The sequence below is a fragment of the Streptomyces sp. CB01580 genome (genome assembly GCF_001905795.1).
Taxonomy (GTDB): Bacteria; Actinomycetota; Actinomycetes; order Streptomycetales; family Streptomycetaceae; genus Streptomyces.
In genome coordinates this window covers 60664-83127 of the sequence record NZ_LIXJ01000015.1, presented here as the reverse complement: position 1 = coordinate 83127, position 22464 = coordinate 60664, and the positions used below count along the sequence as shown (strand labels likewise).

Genomic DNA, 22464 nt, shown 5'->3' with positions numbered 1-22464 from the left:
CCGTCCGGATCCCGTCCGCCGGCCGGTGCGGCTGCCCGGACCGGCGTCCGCCCGGTGACGGTCCGCTCGGAGCGGCCACCGCCGGTGACGGTTCCCCTCAGAGCGGTGCCTGCCAGGTGACGGTCGACGAGCGCAAGCCGTCCTCCTCGCGGCCGTCGTCGGCCACCACCAGCCGCACCGCGGGCCGCCCGTCCGCTCCCACGACCGTCGCGTCCACCTCGACCTCGATCGTCGACACCCCCGTACGCCGGTGCGCGGCGGCGAGCGCGCTCCGCAGCGCGGCGAGCAGCTCTCGCTCCACCGTCTCCCGCACCAGCGCGTCGACGGCACCGTCGAAGTGCACCGACGGCTGGAAGCCGAGGACGGCGGCGGCGCCCCCGGTCTCCCGCAGCACCCGGCCGCGGAAGGTGGTGGGGGCCTCCGCCGGTGGCTGCTGGAGGGCGAAGATCGCCGTCCGCACCTCCTGGATGGTGGAGTCCAGTTCGTCCACGGCCTGGTCGAGCAGTTCGTCCGTCTCCGGCGAAGGAGCCCTGCGGCGGGTCGACTCCAGCATCATCTCGGTCGCGAACAGCCGCTGGACGACGAGGTCGTGCAGATCGCGGGCGATCCGGTCCCGGTCCTCGTACACCGCGAGCTGTTCCCGGTTGTGCTGCGCGTCCGCCAGGACCAGGGCGAGCGCGGCCTGCGAGGCGAACTGCGTGGCCAGCCGGCGGTCCAGGGGCGTGTACGGGGGGCCGCCGCGCCGCCGGGGCAGGGCGAGGGTGCCGATCAGCCGCCCGCCGCTCTGCAACGGAAGCATCATGCTGGGCCCGAACCGCGACCGCACATGCGTCGTCATCCGCGGGTCGGTCGCCGAGTCGTCGATGAACACCGGCTCTCCGCCCAGCAGTTGGACCAGTACGGGGGAGCCGGGCTCGATGGTCGCGCCGACGATCCCGGCCGGGTCGTCGCGCGTGGACGCGGTGACGATCTCCATGCCGCCCTCCTCGGTCGGCTGGAGGATCACCCCGGCGTTGGCGTCGGCGAGCGTCCGGGCCGCCTCGGCGACGGTCATCAGCGCGTCGGCCGCGTTGCCTCCGGTCAGCAGGGTGGTGGTGACGGCGGCCGCCCCCTCGATCCAGCGTTCCCGCTGCCGGGCCTCCTCGTACAGCCGCGCGTTGCCGATCGCGGTCCCGGCGCGCGAGGCCAGCACCCGCAGCAGCGCCATGTCCGTGTCGGTGAAGCGGCCGTCGCGCTTCTCGGCGAGGTAGAGATTGCCGAAGACCCGGTCCTGGACGCGCAGCGGCGCCCCGAGGAAGGTGCGCATCACCGGATGGCCAGGCGGTACGCCGCTGGAGCGCGGGTCGGCGGGCAGGTCGTCGGAGCGCAGCGGTCGCGGGTCGGCGACGAGGGCGCCGAGCATCCCCGTGCGACCGTCCGGGAAGGCGCCGATGCGGCGGCGCCCGGCGTCGTCGATGCCCGAGGTGAACAGCTCGCCGATAGTGCCGGATCCGGGGTCGAGCACGCCGAGCGCGCCGTACCGGGCGCCGGTCAGGGCGGTCGCCGTGTCCACTATCTGCTGGAGGGTGGCGCGCAGTTCGAGGTCGTCGCCGATGCTCAGCACCGCTTCCAGGAGCGTCGGCAACGGGGACGGCGAACCGTCCGAAGGGCCGTCCGCCGCCCTCGGTCCGAGGCCGGGCGAGGGCGCGTCCGGCCCCTTGCCCGGCGCTCCCGTGTCCGGACCGGTCGCGGACGGGCCCGTCGGGTCCGCGGCTCCCGGGCCGGTCGTGTCCCGGCCGGTCGCGTACTCCGGTTTCGCTGATTTCTCGGTCATGCGGGCGCCCCCCTGCGCTGATCAGCAGGCGATCGGGTCGAGAACCAACGGTTCGATCTTCCCGTCCAGCATCGCACCCAGCCCCAGGACGGAGCACACGTCGGGCCGCTCCGCGATGTGCACGGGCACGCCCGTAGCCTGCCGCAGCATCTGGTCGAGGCCGGGCAGCAGCGCGCTGCCGCCGACCATCATGATCCCGCATTCGGTGAGGTCGGCCACCAGATCGGGCGGGCACTCGCGCAGCACCTTGCCGAGACCGTCGAGCACCGAGGTCAGCGGGGCGTGGATCGCCTCCCGGATGGAGGTCGTGTCCACCCGCACCGAACGGGCCAGCCCGGTCGCCACGTCCCGGCCGTGGATCTCGGTCACCGAGGAGCCCCGCGCGGCCAGTCCGGCGCCGCTGAGCGCCAGTTGGAGCGGTCGCACGGACTGGCTCGGCAGCATCAGCTCGTGATGCTGCCGCAGGTGCTGGATCACCGCGTGATCGATGGCGTCGCCACCGATCGGTACGCGTACGGCGGTCACGATCGACCCCAGCGAGAGCACCGCGATCTGGGTCGTCGCCGCTCCGCACACCATGATCATGGTGGCGGTCGGCTGCTCGACGGGGAGCCCGCAGCCGACGGCCGCCGAGATCAGGGTGTCGACCAGCTCCACCCGTCGCGCGCCCAGCCCGACCAGGGTCTCCACGGTGGCCCGCTGGGCGAGCGGATCGCTGTCGTGCGGGGTGCAGGCGGCGGCCCGCAGCCGGGGCTTGCGGCGCAACTGGCGGCGGAGCTTCTCGCCGAGCAGCTGGCGGAGCATCCGCTGGGCCATCTCGATGTCGATGACGGTGCCGCCGGTGACCGGACGGGCCACCCGGATGTAGTCGGGTGTGCGGCCCGTCATCTGCTCGGCGAGCTCGCCGACCGCGATGAGCGAGCCGGTACGGGTGTTCACGGCGGCGGCACTCGGTTCGTCGACGACGAGCCCCAGCCCCTTGACGTACACGCGGGTCCGGGCCGCTCCGAGGTCGACGGCGACATGGCAACGGCGCAACTGCTCAAGGCTGACGGTCACGGCGGCTTCTCCCGGGAGCACGGTGTGGGGGTGCCGGCGGCAGCCGGCCCTCCTCGCATCGTGCGCCGTTCGGAGTCATGCCGCGCGCCGGGTGAGCCGTAGGGGGTACGGGGCCGGTGGAGTGACGGGGCGGGGCGGCCGGAAGGCACCGTGCGCCGGGTGTGCCCACCCCCTCCCGGGCGCCCCCGGGCCGGGCTCACCCGGGCAGCAGCCGCTGGAACAGTCCCCAGGTGAATTCGGCGACATGGCGTTCGCCCGTCCCCGGCGCGGTGATCGCGAGCGCCCACCGGGTCGGCGCCCCGCCCTCCATCGGACGAGCAGGCGGGAAGGCTCGCGCCACCTCGTCCACCGTGGCCGACCAGGGACGCAGATCCTCGACCGCGCGCAGCTCGGGGCCCGCCGCCCCCGCTGCCCTGACCAGCCACTCGTTCCACACGGCCCCGTTCGGCGCGACCATCACCTCGAACCGCAGCTCCGGCCAGAGCGGCACCGGCCACCTCAGCGCGTCGCACTCCAGATCGCCGATCCGGCGGCGCGCCGCCGACTCGGGCTCGCCCAGCACCGAACGGTAACGGCGCAGCGCGCCCCGGCCCCGGGGCGCCCGCACCATGGCCTGCCAACGGCGGTTCGCCTCCCGCATCTCGGCGGTCGAGGCGCCCAGCTCCCGCCGGGCCTCCTCGACGAGACCGGGCTGATGGTCGGCCATCCGGCGCAACAGGACGAGCTGGAACTCACGGGGACCGAACGGGGTCGGCGTGTTCACGGGGCCGACGGCGGTGCCACGGTCGCGGGGCCCGTCTCGCCCAGCATCCGCCGCAGCAGGTCCCGCAGCATCGTCCGGTCCGCGTCCGAAAGCTCGGCCAGCGGCTCCCGCGCGAAGGTGAGCGAGTCGCGCAGCTCCCGTGCCGTGCGTGTGCCCCGCTCCGTCGGTGCGGCCAGTTTCACCCGGCGGTCGGCCGGATCCGGACGGCGCTCCACCAGACCGCGCGACTCCAGCCGGTCGACGATCCCGGTGACGTTCGACGGCTCGCACTTCAGCTTCTGGGCGATCCGGCGCATCGGCATCGGCTCCAGGGCGAGCAGCCCGAGGACGCGCGCCTGGGCGCCGGTGAGCGAGTGGGCCGCCGCGGCCTCGTCGTACTCCTCGTAGTAGCGCGCCACGACGGTGCCGATGAGCTCGACGACTTCGAGGGTCAGAGGGTCTGAACGGGTGGTGGCCATGGGGCCAGGATAGCCGGTTACTTGACAACATGAAATATTCAGGAGCATCGTTGTTTCACGTTCTGAAGTAATTTCGCTCCCGTGGCCCACCGGCCCCGGGACGAAGCCTTCCCCATCCCGTGAGGCATTGAGGAGAACCCGAGCCCATGTCCGCAGCACTTCCCACGACCGGCCGTGAATGGCACCTCGTCGCCCGTCCGCACGGCTGGCCGAAGGCCGAGGACCTCGCGCTGCGGGAGGCCCCGGTCGCCGCTCCCGGCGAGGGCCGCGTCCTCGTCCGCAACCTGTACTTCTCGGTCGACCCGTACATGAGGGGACGGATGAACGACGTGAAGTCGTACACCCCGCCCTTCGCGCTCGACCGCCCCATGGACGGCGGTGCGGTCGGCGAGGTCATCGCCTCGGACGCGCCGGGCTTCGCGGTCGGCGACCACGTGCTGCACGGCCTCGGCTGGCGGGAGTACGCGGAGGTCCCGGCGAAGCACGCGGTGAAGGTCGACCCGTCGCTCGCGCCGCTCTCCGCCTACCTGGGCGTGCTCGGCATGCCCGGCTTCACCGCGTACGCGGGACTCTTCGAGGTCGCCTCGTTCAAGCCGGGCGACGCCGTGTTCGTGTCCGGCGCGGCCGGCGCGGTGGGCAGCCAGGTCGGGCAGATGGCGCGGATCAAGGGCGCCTCGCGGGTCATCGGCTCGGCCGGTTCCGACGAGAAGGTCCGGCTTCTCGTGGAGGAGTACGGCTTCGACGTGGCCTTCAACTACAAGGACGGCCCGGTCGACGAACAGCTGCGCCGGGCCGCTCCCGACGGCATCGACGTCTACTTCGACAACGTCGGCGGCGAGCACCTGGAGGCGGCGATCTCCTCCCTCCACGTGCACGGCCGGGTCACCGCCTGCGGCATGATCTCCCAGTACAACGCCACCGAGCCGACCCCCGCCCCGCGCAACCTCGCCCTGATCATCGGCAAGCGGCTGCGCATCCAGGGCATGCTCGTGAGCGACCACGACGAGCTCCAGCCGCGGTTCGTCGAGGACGTCGCCGGGTGGCTGGCCTCGGGCGAACTGAAGTACCGCGAGACCGTCGTCGAGGGCATCGAGAACGGCTTCGACGCCTTCCTCGGCCTGCTGCGCGGCGAGAACACCGGAAAGATGATCGTCTCCCTCGTCTGACGGGCGCTCCGGCGCACCCGGCAGGTACGGGCCATGCCATGAGGGCATCGGGATCGATCCGGACCGCCGCGACCGTGGGCGCGAGTCGCGGCGCACAGCAGAAGGAATCCTCGGAATGACCATGCACGACATCGACGTTCTCTATACCGCCGTCGCCACCGCCGAGAACGGCCGTGACGGCCGGGTCTCGTCCGACGACGGCAACCTCGACGTCGTCGTCAACCCGCCCAGGTCCATGGGCGGGAGCGGCGCGGGCACCAACCCGGAGCAGCTCTTCGCCGCCGGTTACAGCGCCTGCTTCCAGGGCGCGCTCGGCGTCGTGGCCCGTCAGGAGAAGGCCGACATCTCCGGCTCAACGGTGACCGCCGCGGTGTCCATCGGCAAGACTGCCGAGGGCGGCTTCGGCCTGGAGGTCGCGATCAGCGCTTCCATCCCCAACGTCGATGCGGCGACGGCGCGTTCGCTCGTCGAGAAGGCCCACCAGGTGTGCCCGTACTCGAACGCGACGCGCGGCAACATCAAGGTGGACCTGTCGGTCGCCTGACCCCGCCGAACGGCCGTGCGTGACGGCCGGGACGACGGACGGGCCGCACTTCCGGCCGGGGGTGCGGCCCGTTCGGCCACCAGTACGCTGACGGCATGCGTGATCTCGGGGCGGGTTTCGGTTACTTGGTGGCGGGGCAGCGATGGGTCGGCCGGCACGGCCGCTGGTTCGGGTTCGGACTGCTGCCCGGACTCATCACCCTCGTCCTGTACGCGGCGGCCCTGGTCGGTCTCGGCTACGGCGCCGACGACCTGGTGGCATGGGCGACCCCGTTCGCCGACGACTGGTCCTCGCCGTTGCTCGGGCTGCTCCGCAACACCCTGACCGTGCTGGTCTTCGCCCTCGGCCTCTTCCTCGCCGTGATCACGTTCACCGCCGTGACGCTGCTGATCGGCCAGCCCTTCTACGAGTCCCTGTCCGAGGAGGTCGACCGCACGGAGGGCGGTGACGTCCCCGAGTCCGGGCTGCCGCTGTGGCGGGACCTGTGGATATCCACCGTCGACAGCGTCCGGATCCTGGTGCGGGTGGGGCTGTACTCGCTGTTGCTGTTCGCCCTCGGGTTCGTGCCGGTGATCGGGCAGACCGTGGTCCCGGTGATCGGCTTCTGCGTCACCGGTTACTTCCTCTCCGAGGAGCTCACGTCCGTCGCGCTCCAGCGGCGCGGCATGGTCCTGAAGGACCGGCTCGTCCTGCTGCGCGGCCGCCGCATGCTGGTTCTCGGCTTCGGCGTACCGCTGGGTCTGGCCTTCCTCGTCCCGTTCGTCGCCGTGTTCCTGATGCCGGGCGCCGTCGCCGGGGCCACCCTGCTGGTGCGGGACCTGGTGGCGCCCGAGGGCGACGGCGACGGCAAGGGTGGCGCGTACGAGGAGAGGAACGAGGGCGGGGGCGCGGCCCCCGGCGCCGCGGGGGCGGCCCCCGCCCCGTACACCCCCGGCCGGGGCTGACGGGGCAGGGACGCCCCGGGGCGGCCGGGCCGCCGTTCCGGGCCGGTCAGGCGGTGTGCACCTCCAGCGCGGTCCTGACCGCGGACTCCAGGGCCCCCTCGATCCAGGCGGGCTTCACCGAGGTGTGGCAGCCCGCGAAGTGCAGCGGCCCCTCGACGGACCGTACGTGGGAGAGCAGTTCGGTGTGCTGGCCCGGGAGCAGCACCGACGCCTCGCCGTACGCGTACGGGTCGCGCATCCACGACTGGGTGGCACCGACGCCTGTGTAGAAGACCTCGACGCGCTGCCCGTAGACGTCCTGGACGCCGCCCAGCGCGTGCGGGTAGCGCTCGTCGTCGTCCAGGGAGTCCCACTTCAGCGCGTCGTCGGCCCAGCTGTACGAGGCGAGGACCACGCCGCCCGCGCTGCCCTCGACCGGGTGCGACGGCTGGAAGACGAAGCGGTTGGGGTTGTCGGTGACCGATCCGCCGCCGATGACGTGCGCCGCCTCGGGCTGGTTGCGGGCGGTGGCCCGGTACGCCGCGTAGTGCACCTTCTGATCGGGCGGGAGGTGGCCGGAGGGAACCGACGGGTGGGCGCCCAGCAGCGAGCCGTCGGCCGGTGCCCTCCCCAGCCGGTAGGCGTCGTACAGACCGGGCCTGATCCGGTCCAGTTCCCTCTTCCAGTCCTTCTCCTCGAACTCCCACCAGCGGCGGCTGAATTCGAGCAGCACCTTGGTCGCCGCGTCGTAGTGGATCTCGGTGATCGCGCGCCGCTTCCCGTACGACAGCAGAGGGCTGACGGGGATGTGGCGCAGCCCGGAGAACGGCACGGTGACGATGGCCCGGTCGCCGGTGAACGTCTCGCGCACCAGCGGCCTGCCGTCGCGGCCCTCGGAGATCGTCTCGATCCGGACGCCGTTCTTCCCGTGGCTGATCCGGGTGGCCCGGCGGTCCAGCCGCACCAGGTCCCTGACCTTCTCGTACATCGCGTCGGCGAGCGTGCCGGTGCCGCCCGGCAGTTCGAAGAACGCCGTGTCCGGGCTGATCAGCGACGCCCCGATGAAGCTGTGCACGAAGGAGAGGTGGAGGCGCGAGGTGAGGTTCTCGACCGTTCCGACGAGGTCGACGGTGCGCTCGTCGAGCTTGGCCGCCTCGGTCAGGAAGCGGAACATCGACCAGTGCCCGTAGCGCTGGACGACCCGCGCCCAGCCCTCGACGAGGGCGCGGCCCTCCTTGCCCTCGAACTCCTTCCGTACGGGCGCGAACGCCTCCCGCAGGATCGTGGCGGCGGGCTTGTCCTCGAAGGGTGCCGGGACGCCGAACGAGCGGTTGATCGCGCGCGGCCGGGCCGCGTAGTCCGCCTTGCGCATCCGGATGCCGTTGACGCTGATCCAGGTGTGGTTGACCGGGCGGCCCCCGGCGTCGACGTCGATCAGATGGAAGCGGCGGCGCTTCAGCCCGAACCCGTCGATGAGCCCCGTGACCAGCGGGTGGCTGTCCGGGATCCGCATCGCGCCGGCCTCGGCGTACTGCTTCGGGTCGGCGAACGGTGCCCTCGCGTGCTCGTGGCCGCCCCGGCGGAACGTTTTGACACGGCCGCCGACGCGGTTGCCGTTCGCCTCGATCACGGTGACGGCGTGCCCGGCCTCGCGGAGCAGCCGGGCGGCGGTCAGACCGGCCGGGCCTGCGCCGACGACCAGCACCTTCTTGGGGGGCCTGCGACCGCGCGGCAGGCCCTTGGACAGCAGGACGTCCTTGTAGTGCGGGATCAGCGACCCGTCGTCCTCGCCCCGCACCAGGATGGCGCGGGCGACGTCCAGGCAGGTGGCCCAGTCCGATCCGGCCGCCGCGGGCGCGAGCGCGGTGCCGGACGCGGCGTCGACGGCGGACGCGGCGTCCACGGCGGCGGGAGCGGCGGCACTCGCGGGACCGGCGGCCGCGGCGAGCGCGGCGGCGCCGGCCGCGGCACCCGCGATCACGCGGCGGCGGGAGGGCGGCTCGGACGGCGGGTCGCAGGCGCGCCCGGTGGGCAGGCCGCAGGAGGGACCGGTGGATGCGGAAGTCATGCGCCCACCCTGGTCCGCCCACGGCCCGGCCCTCGTCCGAACACGCGTAGACCGTCCGGGAAATCACCCGGCGGTGTGGCTCAACTCCCGTGAGCTAGCGGCGACTTGAAGCTTCATGCTATTGCGGGGAAGGGGGCTGGTGCCGGGAGGGGTGCGGCGGTCGGGTGCCCTCCTTCCCGCCCGGTCTCCTCGGACGCAGCAGCGCCAGGAAGTCCCGGAACGCGGCGGGCATGTCCACCGTGTCCGGATCCAGCAGCCACTGGTACTGGAGCCCGTCCATCACCGCCACCAGCAGCGGCGCCGCGCGCTCGGGCGTCAGCCCGCCCGGCAGCCGCTCGCCGAACTCCGCGCGCAGTATCGCCGCCATGGTCGCGCGGGCCTGCGTGTAGCGGACGGTGAAGAACTCCCGGGCCGGGTGGCCCTCCGTCACGCTCTCGCCGAGCAGTGCCGAGAACGTCTGGACGATCCCGGGCCGCATCGCGTTGTACTCCACGAGCGAGTCCAGCAGTTCGGTCCGCCAGGTGCCGTCGTTGCGGGTGGTGCCGCCGGGGTCCCACTGGTCGCGCTCCTCCAGCACGGCGATGAGCAGCGCCTCCTTGGTCGGGAAGTAGTGCAGCAGCCCCTGTTGGCTGAGGCCGACCCGCTCGGCGACGGCGTTCAGTGAGGCGCCGCGGTATCCGCGTTCGGCGATCGCCTCGAACGCGGCACGGAGAATCTCCGCCCGTCGCTTCGCGCTCCTGGCCCGCGCCATCGCCCCGGCCCCTTTCGGTGCTGCGTCCGTCCCCGGCGCCCTTTGCGGATATCCGTGCCGATATGTCCGCCCCGGTGCGCCGGTCCCGTCCCGAGGACCGTACGCCATTCCCGTACATTACGGAAAAGTAACGAAACCTACTGCTCAACCGGTCGGGGGGTCAGGATGGAAAACGGCACTATCAGGACATCGACGAGAGGTACGGCCGTGGCAGACGCGTCCGCTCCCATCCACCCCGACGCGGCCCGGGAGGCCGCGGTCGAGAAGGCGCTGGCCGCCCTCGGCCTCGACGACAAGACCCGGCTGCTGGCCGGACAGGACATGTGGTCGCTGCCCGCGCTCCCCGCCGTCGGACTGCGCTCCCTGGTGATGTCCGACGGGCCCATCGGCGTCCGGGGGGTCGCCTGGAGCGCCGACGACCCGTCCGTCGCGCTGCCCTCGCCCACCGCGCTCGCCGCGACCTGGGACCCGGACCTCGCCCGCCGGGCCGGCCGGCTGCTCGCCCAGGAAGCCCACCGCAAGGGGGTGCACGTCCTCCTCGCCCCGACCGTGAACCTCCACCGGTCCCCGCTCGGCGGGCGCCACTTCGAGGCGTACAGCGAGGACCCGTACCTCACCGGCGAGACCGGCACCGGTTATGTGCGCGGCGTGCAGGACGGCGGCGTCGGCACCACCGTCAAGCACTTCGTCGCCAACGACGCCGAGACCGACCGCTTCACCGTCGACAACGTCGTCTCCCCGCGCGCCCTGCGCGAGATCTACCTCGCCCCGTTCGAACGCATCGTCAAGAACGCCCACCCGTGGGGCATCATGTCCGCCTACAACCAGGTCAACGGCTCCACCATGACCGAGCACCGCTACCTCCAGAACGCGGTGCTGCGCGGCGAATGGGGCTTCGACGGCTACATCGTCTCCGACTGGCTGGCCGCTCGCTCCACCGTCGCCGCCGTCCGTGGCGGACTCGACGTCGCCATGCCCGGGCCGAAGACCGTGTACGGCAAGGCGCTGGCCGACGCCGTACGGGCGGGGGAGGTCGAGGAGTCCGTCGTCGACGGGGCGGTGCGCAACGTACTGCGGCTCGCCGCCCGCGTCGGCGTCCTGGACGGCGCGCCGCCCGCCGTCGGCCCGGACGACCGGCCCGAGCCCGTCGACGGGGACGCGCTGGCCCGCGAGATCGCCCGCCGCTCCTTCGTCCTGGTGCGCAACGAGCCCGTCGCGAGCACCGGCCGCGCCGCGCTGCCCCTCGACCCGGCGGCCGTCCGCAAGGTGGCGCTCAGCGGGGCGCTCGCCCGGGACGCCCGGGTCCTCGGCGGCGGCTCCGCCCAGGTCTTCCCGCACCATGTCGTCCCACCGCTGGACGGCCTCGCCGCCGCCCTTCCCGAGGGCGTCCTCGACTACCGCGTCGGCGCGGACCCGAACGACGAACTCGTCCCCGCCGAGAAGGGTTTCGAGCTCAGGGCCGTGTGTTACGACGCCTCCGGCACCGTCCTCGCCGCGGCCCCGCTGCACGACGGCACCGTGCAGTGGATCGGCGACGACCTGCCCCGGGGCGTCACCCGCGAGACGCTGCACAGCGTCGAGATCACCGGCACCTTCGTCCCGCGCGACAGCGGCGAGCACGTCTTCGGCACCCGCGGCACCGGGGCGTTCCGCCTCACCGTCGCGGGCGAGACCCTGTACGACGAGGTCCACCAGGTCACCGGCTCCGCCGACCCCGGCGAGGCGTTCTTCGGCAACCCGCTGGAGCGCGGCCGGACCGTCCTCACCGCGGGCGAGCCCGTCGAGATCTCGCTGCGGCAGGTCCCCGACACCCTGGGCGACGACGCGGCCATCCCCGGCGTCTCGTTCTCCTTCTGCCACCTCGGCCCGCGCCGCGAACCGGCCGAACTGATCGCCGAGGCCGTCGAGGCGGCCCGTACGGCGGACGCGGCGGTCGTCGTCGTCGGCACCACCGAACGCGTCGAGTCCGAGGGCTTCGACCGCACCTCCCTGAAGCTCCCCGGCCACCAGGACGACCTGGTCAGGGCCGTGGCCGCGGTCAACCCGCACACGGTCGTGATCGTCAACTCGGGTTCCCCGGTCGAGCTCCCGTGGCGCGACGAGGTCGCCGCGGTGCTGCTCGGCTGGTTCCCCGGCCAGGAGGCCGGCCATGCCCTGGCCGACGTGCTGCTCGGCGCCGAGGAGCCGGGCGGGCGCCTGCCCACCACCTGGCCCGTCGAGCTCGCCGACGTCCCGGTCTCGAACACCACCCCCACCGACGGCGAACTCCACTACGACGAGGGCGTCTTCGTCGGCTACCGGGCCTGGGACCGGGCCGGGACCGCGCCCGCGTACCCGTTCGGTCACGGGCTCGGCTACACCACCTGGGAGTACGAGGGCCTGACAGCCGCCCCGGAGCGCGTCACCGTCCGCCTCCGCAACACCGGCACCCGCCCCGGCGCCGAGACCGTCCAGGTCTACGTAGCCCCGCACCGCCGCACCGCCGACCGCCCCGCCCGCCGGCTCGCCGGTTTCGCACGTGCCGAGGCCGCGCCGGGCGAGTCGGTCGAGGTGGTGATCCCGGTCGACCGGCGCGCGTACGAGATCTGGGACGAGGAGGCGTACGACTGGCACTTCGTCCCCGGCAGGTACGAGGTGCGGGCGGCCCACTCCCTCGACGACGTACGCCTGACGGCCGCCGTGGACATCGACGCGTAGCGGAACCGTTCCGGCACGCCCGCGCCCCGGAGGTTCCGGTGTGCGGGCGTGCCGGGCCGCTCCCGTCGGCGCGACGACGGGCCCCGGAGCCGCACCCGGTCCCGCTGCGGGGCTGAGGGCCTGCCGGGTGGCCTCCGACAGGCGTGGCCCGCCCGGTCGAAGGCCACCCGACAGGCCCTCAGCGCACCCCGAACCCGTACACCGTCGTCGACACGAACTCCTCGCCGGGCCGCAGCACCGTGCTCGGGAACCCGGGCCGGTTCGGGGAGTCCGGGAAGTGCTGCGTCTCCAGCGCGATCCCGGCGCACGGCCCGAACGGCCGCCCGTCGAAGTGGTCGGCCGTGTACAGCTGGAGCCCCGGCTCCGTCGTGGTGACGGTCAGGAAGCGGCCCGACCCCGGGTCGTACAGCTCGGCCGCCGGACCCGCGCCGGATCCGTCCGCGCCGGGCCCGTCCAGCACGAAGTTGTGGTCGTAGCCGGGCCCGAGCGCCTTCGGCTCGCGGAAGTCGAACCGCGTCCCGTCCACCGGCAGGAACTCGCCCGTCGGCAGCGACTCGCCGTCCACGGGCGTGATCCGCCCGGCCGCGATCCGCAGCACCTGCCCCAGCGCGTCGCCGCTCCCGGCGCCGCCGCCCTCGGCGTCCGTGCCCGCCTCCGTGACCGAGGCCGGGCCGACGCCCGCGAGGTTCCAGTACGTGTGATTCGTCAGGTTCAGCACGGTCGGGGCGTCCGTCGTCGCCCGGTACGCGATCCGCAGCGCCCCGCCCTCGTCCAGGGTGTACGCCGCCGAGACCGTCAGGCGCCCCGGGAAGCCCTCCTCGCCGTCCTCCGAGACCAGGGACAGCTCCACACCCCCGGCGACCTCCCGCGCCCGCCATACGCGCTTGTCGAAGCCCCTGGCGCCGCCGTGCACATGATTGCGCCCCTCGTTGCGCGTGAGCCGGTGCGTGCGCCCGTCCAGTTCGAAACACGCCCCGCCGATCCGGTTCGCGTACCGCCCGACCAGCGCACCCATGTACGGACCGGGGAACGCCTCGTACCCGGCGGGGTCCGGCAGCCCGAGCGCCACCTTTGCCCGCACCCCGTCCCGGTCGGGCACCTCCACCGACTGCACGATGCCGCCGTACGTCAGCACGCGCACCCGTGTGCCGTCCCGCTCCAGCGTCCAGCGGTGCACGACGGCGCCGTCCGCCAGGGTGCCGAACTCCTCCGCACGGACCACCGTGCCCGAACTCGTGTCCATGATCGCCAACCTTAGAGGGCCCGGCGCGAAGACCGCCGCCCGCGCGCCCGCCCGGCGCACGTGCCCGCCCCGCACGCCCTCCCGAGCACCCGTCCGGCCCCGCGCCCTTCGCCGGGCTCAGGCTGGAGGCTGCTCCGCCGTGACGTTCCGGTACGCGATCTCCGCCAGCCGGGCCTGCCCGTCGCGCCCGGGATGGAACCAGTCCCACTGGCTCAGCTGCGCCCCGGTGAACGGGTACGCGAAGACCGCCCCGCCGTCGTGGCGGCACCGCGTGTCCTTCGCGCACACGTCCCGCAGCACCTCGTTGTACGCCACGACGCGCTTCTGCACCGAGGCCCGCCTGGCCGCGGCCTCCGCGCCCATGTCGTCCGGGTCGCTCAGCATCGACCGGCAGACCCCCAGGCTCCAGATCCGCTTGACCAGCTCCTTGTCCCGCCCCGTCTCCCAGAGCCGCATGAGATCCGGCACGCTCGACACGTACACCTGCGCCTTGGGCGCCCCGGCGCGCAACTGGCGCATCGCAGTCTCGAAAGAAGAACGAAAATCGGCCACCGGCGTCATGTACCGGACCGTGTCCCGGCAGGCGTCGTTGGCGCCGATCATCACCGTCACCAGCTCCGGCTTCTCCTTCGCGGCCAGCGCCATCTGCTCCGGCAGCTCCGCGATCCTGGCCCCCGTCCGGGCGTGGTTCCAACTGCGCGCGGCGGCCCCCGGCTCACCGAGCAGCCGCACCGCGAGACTGCGCACCATGTTGTCCGTGCCGGTGGCCCAGGACACCTCCGGACAGTCCGTCAGCACCGAACAGGCGTCGAAGCCGCGGGTGATGGAATCCCCGACGGCGGCCAGCGACTTCGGGCTGCGGTCCCAGACCGGACCGGCCGCGGGCGGCTTCCGTTTCCCGGCCGCCGCCCCCTCCGCCGTGCCGTCCCCGTCGGAGTCGCAGCCCGACAGCACGGCGGAGCCCAGCACCGCGACCGCCGCCAGGACGGCGGTCGCGATCCGCGGGCGGCGACGGGCGGAACGGTCCTGCATGCTGTGGTCCCCTCGGTCGTGCCCCCGGCATTCCCTGGTGGCACCGGGTGGCGGGCCCGGGTGCCCCGCGGGACGAAGGCCGGGCGAATGATGTGCCCGGACCGACCGTACGTCACACCCCGGGCGCCGTGTCGCGGTAGCTTTTCCTCGTCGAACCAGCGGCGCGTTCCCACGCCCGGCTCCACTCGGGTGGCTTTCCGTAAATCACATCACGTCACATACTGTCCCTTTTCAGGAGATTCACCCCGATGCTGTTTACTGATGACAACCTCGGGATCCGGCCGAGAAGCGACGGTACGGACGTGAGGCCGCTGGGGAAGGCGAACTTCGTCCCACACTGGAGGTCCCGGTGACGACACGTGGAGTCCTGTACGTTCACTCCGCACCGCGCGCGCTCTGTCCCCATGTCGAATGGGCGGTGGCCGGTGTCCTCGGTGTACGCGTGCAGCTGGACTGGATCCGACAACCGGCCGCGCCCGGCACCTGGCGGTCCGAGTTCTCCTGGCAGGCCCGGCCGGGCACCGCGTCGAAGCTGGCCTCCGCGTTGCGCGGCTGGGACATGCTGCGCTTCGAGGTGACGGCGGAGCCGAGCCCCAAGACCGAGGGCGAGCGCTACAGCTCCACGCCCGAGCTGGGCATCTTCCACGCCGTCACCGGCATGCACGGCGACATCCTGGTGCCCGAGGACCGGCTGCGCGCGGCGCTGGCGCGGTCCATGCGGGGCGAGAGCGATCTGCAGGAAGAGATCGCCAAGCTGCTCGGCAAGCCGTGGGACGACGAGCTGGAACCCTTCCGGCACGCGGGCGAGGGCGCGCCGGTGCGGTGGCTGCACCAGGTGGTGTGACGGCCGCGTGACCCGGAGGCGGTTCCTCCGAAAGCCCGTGGCGGGACGGCTGCTCCGGACGCCCCCGACCGGACGGTCCCTGCGCACGCCCGTGACGGGCCCCTCCGGAAGTCCGTGACGGTGCGGGTTCCTCCGGACACCCGTACAACGCGAGAGCCCGCCTCCCACAGAGGGAGGCGGGCTTCGTCGTATGTCCCGGCCGGGGCCGGACACCGTCGCGGGTCAGACGCTGCGGAACGCCAGGACGACGTTGTGGCCGCCGAACCCGAACGAGTTGTTGATCGCGGCGATGGACCCCTCGGGCAGCGGTCGCGGCTCGTCGCGCACGATGTCCGCCTCCACCTCCTCGTCGAGGTGGTCCACGTTGATCGTCGGGGGAGCCGTGCGGTGGTGCAGCGCCAGGACCGTGGCCACGGTCTCGACACCGCCCGCGCCACCGAGGAGGTGACCGGTCATCGACTTCGTCGCGGAGATCGCGACATGGTCGAGGTCGTCGCCGAGGATCTTGCGCAGCGCCTTCAGCTCCGCGATGTCGCCCTGCGGCGTCGACGTGGCGTGCGCGTTGAGGTGCACGACCTCGGACGGCTTGAGGTCCGACTGGTCCAGCAGGTTCTGCAGCGCGGCGGCGATGCCGCGACCGCTCGGCTCGGGCTGCGCGATGTGGTGGGCGTCCGCGGACAGGCCCTGTCCCAGCACCTCGCAGTAGACCTTGGCGCCGCGCGCGGCGGCGTGCTCCGCGGACTCCAGGACGACGACGCCGGCACCCTCGCCGAGCACGAAACCGTCACGGCCGGTGTCGTACGGACGCGACGCCTTCTGCGGCTCGTCGTTGTTCTTGGACATCGCCATCATGTTGGCGAACGCGGCGATCGGCAGCGGGTGGATCGCGGCCTCGGTGCCACCGGCGAGGACCACGTCGGCACGGCCGGTACGGATCATCTCGATGGCGTACCCGACCGCCTCGGCGCCGGAGGCGCAGGCGGAGACCGGAGTGTGCACACCGGCCTGGGCGTTGACCTCCAGGCCGACGTTGGCCGCCGGGCCGTTCGGCATGAGCATGGGCACGGTGTGCGGGGAGACGCGGCGTACGCCCTTCTCCTTCAGCACGTCGTACTGGTCGAGCAGGGTGGTCACGCCACCGATGCCGGAGGCGACGACCGCGCCCAGCCGCTCGGGCCGGACCGGGCCGTCCTCACCGGCCTTGCCGGTGAAGCCGGCGTCCGCCCACGCCTCACGGGCCGCGATCAGCGCGAACTGCGCCGAGCGGTCCAACTTGCGGGCGAGCGGGCGGGGCAGGACGTCGCCCGGGTCCACGGCCGCGACGGCCGCGATCCGGACGGGCAGTTCAGCGAAACGTTCGCCCTCAAGAGGCTTGACGCCGGAACGACCGGCCATCAGACCTTCCCAGGTCGACGCCGAGTCGCCACCCAGCGGAGTGGTTGCGCCGATACCGGTGACGACCACGGTGCGATTGGTCGAGCTCACTGGAAAATCTTCTCCACGTGTAGAGGGTCGTGAATCAGCGGCGCCACCGCCGGGTGGCGACACAGGTACCGGGCCCGTCAGCCCTGGTGCTTGAGGATGTAGTCGGCAGCGTCACCGACCGTCTTGAGGTTCTTGACGTCCTCGTCGGGGATCTTCACGTCGAAGCGCTCCTCGGCGGCGACGACGACCTCGACCATGGACAGCGAGTCGACGTCCAGGTCATCGGTGAAGGACTTGTCCAGCTGGACGTCCTCGACCGGGATACCGGCGATCTCGTTGACGATCTCGGCGAGACCCTTGACGATCTCTTCCTGGGTGGCGGCCATGTTGGCGCTCCTTCACATGTTTCTGCAGGGTTCGGACGTCCGGGCCGAATGGCCTGGTGTGTCTAGGGGAGGGTAACGACCGTCGCGGCGTACACGAGACCCGCCCCGAAGCCGATGATGAGCGCGGTGTCGCCGCTCTTGGCCTGACCGGTCGCCAGAAGCCGCTCCATCGCGAGCGGAATCGAGGCGGCGGACGTGTTGCCGGTGGTCTCCACGTCACGGGCGACCGTGACGTGCTCCGGCAGCTTGAGGGTCTTCACCATCGAGTCGATGATCCGCATGTTGGCCTGGTGCGGAATGAAGACGTCCAGGTCTTCCGGGCTGATCCCGGCCGCGTCCAGCGCCTGCTGGGCGACCTTCGCCATCTCGAAGACGGCCCAGCGGAAGACCGCCTGGCCCTCCTGCGTGATGGCCGGGAACTTGATGTTGCCCTGGGAGTCGAGCGGCAGCTGGGAGACGTCGCCGGTGTGGAACTTGTCCCACGGCACGGTCTGCTTGATCGTGCCGGCCTTGTCGCCCTCGGAGCCCCACACGGTCGGGCCGATCGCGGGCTCCTTGGACGGGCCGACGACGACGGCGCCCGCGCCGTCACCGAACAGGAAGGCCGTCGCCCGGTCCTCCAGGTCGGTCAGGTCGCTCAGCCGCTCCACGCCGATGACGACGACGTACTCCGCCGAGCCCTCGACGACCATGCCCTTGGCGAGCGTCAGGCCGTAGCCGAAGCCGGCGCAGCCCGCCGAGATGTCGAACGCGGCAGCCTTGTCGGTGCCCAGCTTGTCGGCGATCTCGGTGGCGATCGCGGGCGTCTGCGCGAAGTGCGAGACGGTGGAGACGACCACGGCACCGACCTGGTCCGGGCTGATGCCGGCGTCCGCGAGGGCCTTGCCGGCCGCCTCCACGGACATCGCCGAGACGGTCTCCTCGTCGTTCGCCCAGTGGCGGGTGACGATGCCGGAACGCGAGCGGATCCACTCGTCGGACGAGTCGATCTTCTCGAGGATCACCTCGTTGGGCACGACACGGGTCGGCCGGTAGCCGCCGACGCCCATGATCCGCGCGTACGGGGCGCCCTGGGCGGGCTTGATCTTCGACATGCTCTCGGGCTCCTTAGGCGCCCGCGTGCTCGATGAGGAGCGCGCGAGCCGCTTCGAGGTCGTCGGGGGTCTTCAGCGCGAGCGTCTGCACACCGGGCAGGGCGCGCTTGGCGAGACCCGTGAGTGTGCCGCCGGGGCACGCCTCGATGAGCGCCGTGACACCCATCTCCCTGAAGGTCTCCATGCACAGGTCCCAGCGGACCGGGTTCGCGACCTGGCCGACCAGCCGGGAGACGACCTCGTCGCCGGTCGCCACGGACCTGCCGTCGGCGTTCGACACGTACGTCACGGTCGGGTCGCTGATCTTCAGCTCCAGCGACGCCTCGCGCAGCCGCTCGACGGCGGGAGCCATGTGGCGCGTGTGGAAGGCACCGGCGACCTTGAGGGGCACCACCCGGCGCACCCCCTCCGGCTTGTCCTCGGCCAGCGCGGCCAGTTGCTCCGCGGTGCCGGCGGCGACGATCTGGCCGCCCCCGTTGACGTTCGCCGCGGTCAGCCCGAGCTTCTCCAGGTGCGGGACCGTGACCTCCGGCTCGCCGCCGAGCAGCGCCGCCATACCGGTCTCGGTGATCGCGGCGGCGTCGGCCATGGCGAGCCCGCGGGCCCGTACGAGACGGAGCGCGGCCTCGTCGCCGATGACCCCGGCGAGGGCCGCGGCGGTGATCTCACCCACGCTGTGACCAGCGACGATGTCGGGCGAGGCGTCGAGCGCGGCGGCGGAGAGCAGACCGGCGGCGACCAGCAGCGGCTGCGCCACCGCGGTGTCGCGGATCTCCTCCGCGTCGGCCTTCGTGCCGTAGTGGACGAGGTCGAGCCCGATGGCCTCGGACCAGGCCGCGATGCGGTCGGCGGCACCGGGGAGATCGAGCCAGGGAGTCAGGAAGCCGGGCGTCTGAGCGCCTTGGCCGGGAGCGACGAGTACGAGCACCCTCACACTCTCTCTTGTGAACGGTTCGCCGCGCCCGTGAGGACAGGGACGAAGAACCGTAGGGGGAATTGTTGACGTCCGACAAAAGTCTAGGTCTGCATATCCCCAGCGGCCAGGCGCCCCAGGATCAGGGCGATTCGCAGAGTGAACGCCGAGCGGACATCCGATGGCGACCATCCGGTGACGTCAGTCACACGTCGGAGCCGGTAGCGCACGGTGTTGGGGTGGACGAACAGCATGCGTGCCGCGCCCTCCAGACTGCTCGCCTGCTCCAGATACACACTCAGCGTCTCCAGCAGGGCGGACCCCGCTTCCTCCAGCGGTCTGTAGATCTCCTCCACCAGTTGGTCCCGCGCGGCGGGGTCGCCCGCCATCGCGCGCTCCGGCAGCAGATCGTCGGCGAGCACCGGGCGCGGCGCGTCCTGCCAGGCCCGGCACGCCTTCAGCCCGGCCGCCGCCGCCTGCGCGGACCGGGTGGCCGCCAGCAGGTCCGGGACCACCGGACCGGCGACGACCGGTCCCGCCGCGTACGGCCCGATCAGCGCCTTCGCGACCTGCAACGGGTTGTCGCTGCCGCCCGCGATGACCACCAGGCGGTTGCCCAGCACCCCGGTCAGGACCTGGAGCTTGGCGTGCCGGGCGGCCCGCCGGATGGCCTCCACGGTCAGCTCGCTGTCCCCGTCCGGGGCCGTGCCGAGGACCACGCAGACGTGCTCCGGCGAGTTCCAGCCGAGCGCCGCGGCACGCGACACGGCGCCCTCGTCGGCCTCGCCGGACAGCACCGCGTTCACGACGAGCGATTCCAGCCGCGCGTCCCAGGCGCCACGGGCCTCCGCGGCCTGCGCGTACACCTGGGCGGTGGCGAAGGCGATCTCCCGCGCGTACACGAGCAGCGCCTCGCGCAGCGCCGACTCGTCACCGGGCGCGGCGACCTCCTCGATCGCGGCCTCCATGACCTCGATCGTGGTGCGCACCATCTCGACGGTCTGCCGCAGGGTGATCGCCCGGGTCAGCTCACGCGGCGCGGTGCCGAACACATCGGTGGAGATCGCCTGCGGGGTCTCCGGATGCCGGAACCACTCGGTGAACGCCGCGATCCCGGCCTGGGCCACCAGGCCGATCCAGGACCGGTTCTCCGGGGGCATCGCCCGATACCACGGCAGCGTCTCGTCCATGCGGGCGATCGCGTTGGCGGCCAGGCGGCCGGAGGACTGCTCCAGCCGCTTCAGGGTCGCGGCGTGCAGGTGGGCGTCGTGCGCAGCGGGCTGCTCAGGATCGGGTCGGGACACGCACACAAGACTGCCTTATCCGGCCACGTGCTCGGAGGCCCGGGGCGGTGGCGGGTCGAACGGCGGGGCCGCAGGTCCGTGCGGGCGGGCGCGGTCCGCGGTCCCGTACCGGCGGGGGCTACCGTGGGCAGGTGATCTCCGTACAGCGTTCCGAGGACCGGTTCCGGGGCGGGGACGAGGCGGCCGGTATCGAGACACGGCACGCCTTCTCCTTCGGCACCTTCTACGACCCCGACAACCTGCGCTTCGGCCCGGTCGTGGCCTGCAACGAGGAACGGCTCGCTCCCGGTGCGGGCTTCGACGAACACCCGCACAGCCATACGGAGATCGTCACCTGGGTCGTCGAGGGCGAACTGACCCACCGCGACTCGACCGGCCGCGCCACGGTGGTACGGCCCGGCGGCCTCCAGCACCTGAGCGCCGCGGCGGGCGTCCGCCACGTCGAACGCAACGACGGCCCCGGACCACTGACGTTCATCCAGATGTGGCTGACCCCGCTGGAACCCGGCGGCGACCCCGCGTACGCCTCCGTCCCGGAGCTCGCCGCCGACACCCCGCACGCCCTCCCGGCGGCGGGCGCCGTGCTGCACGTGCGCCGACCGGCCCCCGGCGAGCGCACGCCGGTCCCGGACGCGCCACGGGTGTACGTCCACGTGGTGGCCGGAACGGTCCGGATCGGCGGCGAGACGCTGCGCCCCGGCGACGCGGCGCGGATCACGGGCGAGGCGGGTCTGGAGCTGACGGCGACGGGCCCGGCCGGGGAGGGCCCGGCCGAGCTGCTGATCTGGGAGCTGCCGGCCTGAGCCGCGGCGCGTCCTCGGCTGCGACAAAGGGCTGTCCCACAGGATTTCTGTGTGGCCGGAGAAAGACATGGTGTCCGCGGCGAGTATTGCGGCGATCGTCGCAGGGAAACCCGAAGACGTGATCAAGGAAGAGTGCAGGTGAAGCACGTGAGGCGCGCTGTTCGGGCATTGCTTTCGGCAGCGCTGGCCGGTGTGCTGCTGACCGGGTGCGGAATCCTGAAGGGCGCGCGAGAGGGTGGGAGAGATACGGTAGTCATGGACATGCAGAGTGCGGCTGACCGTGCGGATGCAATGCTGGACGCGACAATCAAGGCTGTCGTGCCCGAGATCCAGTGGGCTCATTACGTCACGACTGTCGGCAGCTGCGACGTGTCCCGCCGCCGGAAGGTCGTGACGATCATTTCCGAACAGCGGCGTGGCAACTTTCTGGGCGTGATCGAACGCTTCTGGAAGAAGAGCGGTTACAAGATCACTGCGGTGAGGCAGAGCAAGGAGCGCCCGGCCATCTTCGCTCAGTCGCGTGATGGGTTCGGGATCAGTCTGGTCTTCGGGAACCAGGGACAGGCCACTTTCGAGGTTGCCACTCCGTGCGTGCAGAAGTCTGAGGTTTCCGATCCCAAGACCAAGCCCAATGGCCTTGAGTACCCCTTGGGCGAGATTCCTGCGCCCAACGTGCGCTCCGACTTCTGGTCCGCTGAAGCAGTCGTTCCTACGCCCTCACCGAAGGTCGGCGCGTCGGGCTGAGGCTTGCAGGGCGGTCCTGCGGGATGGACGGTCCCGCCCCCCAGCCTTACGCTGCGAAGAAGCCGATCAGCGTCGGCGCCGACGTATGCCGAGTCATCTCTCGCCAGCCCTTAGGCCCAGCTCGCCACCGGATTCGGCGTCGGAACCACGACCGCGTACCGCTATGTCACCAGGTCGATGTCAAGTGCCGGGCCGACAAGGGCTACCGGGGCGCCGGCGGCACGGTTCGCATCCCGTGCTGGGGACGGTGGGAGACCCTTTCCACCGGTCAAAAAGCGGTGAACCGGTCCCGCGTGAAGATCCGCGCACTCGTCGAGCAGGCCGTGGCCACCCTCCAGCCCTGGCGACTCCGCCGCAAGCTGCGGTGGCTCCACCGCCCGAGTCACCGCCCTCGTTCAGGTCGTCCTCGCCCTGCATCTGGCCGGCTCGGGCCG

At 72.3% G+C, this 22464-nt stretch carries 20 protein-coding genes and 1 pseudogene; 8 read left to right on the top strand and 13 right to left on the bottom strand.

Going from position 1 to position 22464, the window contains the following annotated elements; genetic code table 11:
* Nucleotides 1–97 precede the first annotated feature (97 nt).
* The 4 genes from AMK22_RS21645 to AMK22_RS21630 form a co-directional block, all read right to left on the bottom strand.
* Nucleotides 98–1813 (bottom strand): GAF domain-containing protein, encoded by a 1716-nt coding sequence (locus AMK22_RS21645; protein WP_079186323.1) that lies wholly within the window; start codon nt 1811–1813, stop codon nt 98–100.
* Nucleotides 1814–1834: 21 nt separating this feature from the next.
* Nucleotides 1835–2872, bottom strand: coding sequence for a rod shape-determining protein (locus tag AMK22_RS21640; protein WP_073787536.1), 1038 nt, complete (start codon nt 2870–2872; stop codon nt 1835–1837).
* A 196-nt stretch (nt 2873–3068) separates the two neighbouring features.
* Nucleotides 3069–3635 carry a hypothetical protein gene (locus AMK22_RS21635; RefSeq protein ID WP_073787379.1) on the bottom strand — a complete coding sequence of 189 codons (567 nt, stop codon included), beginning with the start codon at nt 3633–3635 and terminating at the stop codon, nt 3069–3071.
* Nucleotides 3632–4093, bottom strand: coding sequence for a MarR family winged helix-turn-helix transcriptional regulator (locus tag AMK22_RS21630; protein WP_073787377.1), 462 nt, complete (start codon nt 4091–4093; stop codon nt 3632–3634). The genes AMK22_RS21635 and AMK22_RS21630 overlap by 4 nt, the downstream gene beginning before the upstream one ends.
* A 146-nt stretch (nt 4094–4239) precedes the next feature.
* Between AMK22_RS21630 and AMK22_RS21625 the strand changes: the two genes are divergently transcribed.
* The 3 genes from AMK22_RS21625 (at nt 4240) to AMK22_RS21615 (ending at nt 6747) form a co-directional block, all read left to right on the top strand.
* Entirely contained in the window at nt 4240–5259 is a 1020-nt protein-coding gene (locus AMK22_RS21625) for an NADP-dependent oxidoreductase (RefSeq protein WP_073787375.1), read from the top strand.
* 115 nt (nt 5260–5374) lie between these two features.
* Nucleotides 5375–5803, top strand: coding sequence for an organic hydroperoxide resistance protein (locus AMK22_RS21620; protein WP_073787373.1), 429 nt, complete (start codon nt 5375–5377; stop codon nt 5801–5803).
* Nucleotides 5804–5898: 95 nt separating this feature from the next.
* Nucleotides 5899–6747 (top strand): EI24 domain-containing protein, encoded by an 849-nt coding sequence (locus AMK22_RS21615; RefSeq protein WP_079186322.1) that lies wholly within the window; start codon nt 5899–5901, stop codon nt 6745–6747.
* Nucleotides 6748–6793: 46 nt separating this feature from the next.
* Here the strand turns inward: AMK22_RS21615 and AMK22_RS21610 are convergent, their stop codons facing one another.
* Both AMK22_RS21610 and AMK22_RS21605 read right to left on the bottom strand, forming a co-directional pair.
* Nucleotides 6794–8794 (bottom strand): flavin monoamine oxidase family protein, encoded by a 2001-nt coding sequence (locus AMK22_RS21610; RefSeq protein ID WP_079186321.1) that lies wholly within the window; start codon nt 8792–8794, stop codon nt 6794–6796.
* A 118-nt stretch (nt 8795–8912) separates the two neighbouring features.
* The gene (locus AMK22_RS21605; protein WP_073787371.1) at nt 8913–9545 is read right to left on the bottom strand and encodes a TetR/AcrR family transcriptional regulator; all 633 of its coding nucleotides are present in this window, start codon (nt 9543–9545) and stop codon (nt 8913–8915) included.
* A gap of 207 nt (nt 9546–9752) precedes the next feature.
* Here AMK22_RS21605 and AMK22_RS21600 point away from each other — a divergent pair, with 207 nt between their 5' ends.
* Nucleotides 9753–12242 carry a glycoside hydrolase family 3 protein gene (locus tag AMK22_RS21600; RefSeq protein ID WP_073787369.1) on the top strand — a complete coding sequence of 830 codons (2490 nt, stop codon included), beginning with the start codon at nt 9753–9755 and terminating at the stop codon, nt 12240–12242.
* 178 nt (nt 12243–12420) lie between these two features.
* Here AMK22_RS21600 and AMK22_RS21595 read toward each other — a convergent pair whose 3' ends face one another.
* Nucleotides 12421–13485 carry an aldose epimerase family protein gene (locus AMK22_RS21595; protein WP_073787367.1) on the bottom strand — a complete coding sequence of 355 codons (1065 nt, stop codon included), beginning with the start codon at nt 13483–13485 and terminating at the stop codon, nt 12421–12423.
* A 117-nt stretch (nt 13486–13602) separates the two neighbouring features.
* A complete protein-coding gene (locus tag AMK22_RS21590; protein WP_073787365.1) occupies nt 13603–14517 on the bottom strand; it encodes an SGNH/GDSL hydrolase family protein in 915 nt (304 codons plus the stop codon).
* Between the two features lie 349 nt (nt 14518–14866).
* On the opposite strand from AMK22_RS21590, the gene AMK22_RS21585 reads away from it, so the two are divergent.
* Nucleotides 14867–15361 (top strand): DUF3145 domain-containing protein, encoded by a 495-nt coding sequence (locus tag AMK22_RS21585; RefSeq protein WP_073787363.1) that lies wholly within the window; start codon nt 14867–14869, stop codon nt 15359–15361.
* A 222-nt stretch (nt 15362–15583) separates the two neighbouring features.
* On the opposite strand, the gene fabF is transcribed toward AMK22_RS21585, so the two are convergent.
* From fabF to AMK22_RS21560, 5 genes are all read right to left on the bottom strand, one after another.
* A complete protein-coding gene (gene fabF, locus AMK22_RS21580; RefSeq protein ID WP_073787361.1) occupies nt 15584–16846 on the bottom strand; it encodes a beta-ketoacyl-ACP synthase II in 1263 nt (420 codons plus the stop codon).
* Between the two features lie 77 nt (nt 16847–16923).
* Entirely contained in the window at nt 16924–17172 is a 249-nt protein-coding gene (locus AMK22_RS21575; protein ID WP_072483507.1) for an acyl carrier protein, read from the bottom strand.
* Nucleotides 17173–17234: 62 nt separating this feature from the next.
* Entirely contained in the window at nt 17235–18266 is a 1032-nt protein-coding gene (locus AMK22_RS21570; protein ID WP_073787359.1) for a ketoacyl-ACP synthase III, read from the bottom strand.
* 13 nt (nt 18267–18279) lie between these two features.
* Nucleotides 18280–19194, bottom strand: coding sequence for an ACP S-malonyltransferase (locus tag AMK22_RS21565; protein WP_073787357.1), 915 nt, complete (start codon nt 19192–19194; stop codon nt 18280–18282).
* An 89-nt stretch (nt 19195–19283) separates the two neighbouring features.
* Entirely contained in the window at nt 19284–20483 is a 1200-nt protein-coding gene (locus AMK22_RS21560) for a PucR family transcriptional regulator (protein ID WP_199883289.1), read from the bottom strand.
* A 131-nt stretch (nt 20484–20614) separates the two neighbouring features.
* Here AMK22_RS21560 and AMK22_RS21555 point away from each other — a divergent pair, with 131 nt between their 5' ends.
* The 3 genes and pseudogenes from AMK22_RS21555 to AMK22_RS21545 form a co-directional block, all read left to right on the top strand.
* Nucleotides 20615–21286: a pirin family protein gene (locus AMK22_RS21555; protein ID WP_073787353.1), complete on the top strand. Its 672-nt coding sequence runs from the start codon at nt 20615–20617 to the stop codon at nt 21284–21286.
* Nucleotides 21287–21424: 138 nt separating this feature from the next.
* Nucleotides 21425–22030 carry a hypothetical protein gene (locus tag AMK22_RS21550; RefSeq protein WP_073787532.1) on the top strand — a complete coding sequence of 202 codons (606 nt, stop codon included), beginning with the start codon at nt 21425–21427 and terminating at the stop codon, nt 22028–22030.
* Between the two features lie 185 nt (nt 22031–22215).
* A pseudogene (locus AMK22_RS21545) lies at nt 22216–22459 on the top strand (IS5/IS1182 family transposase); the annotation flags it as partial.
* Nucleotides 22460–22464: the final 5 nt, after the last annotated feature.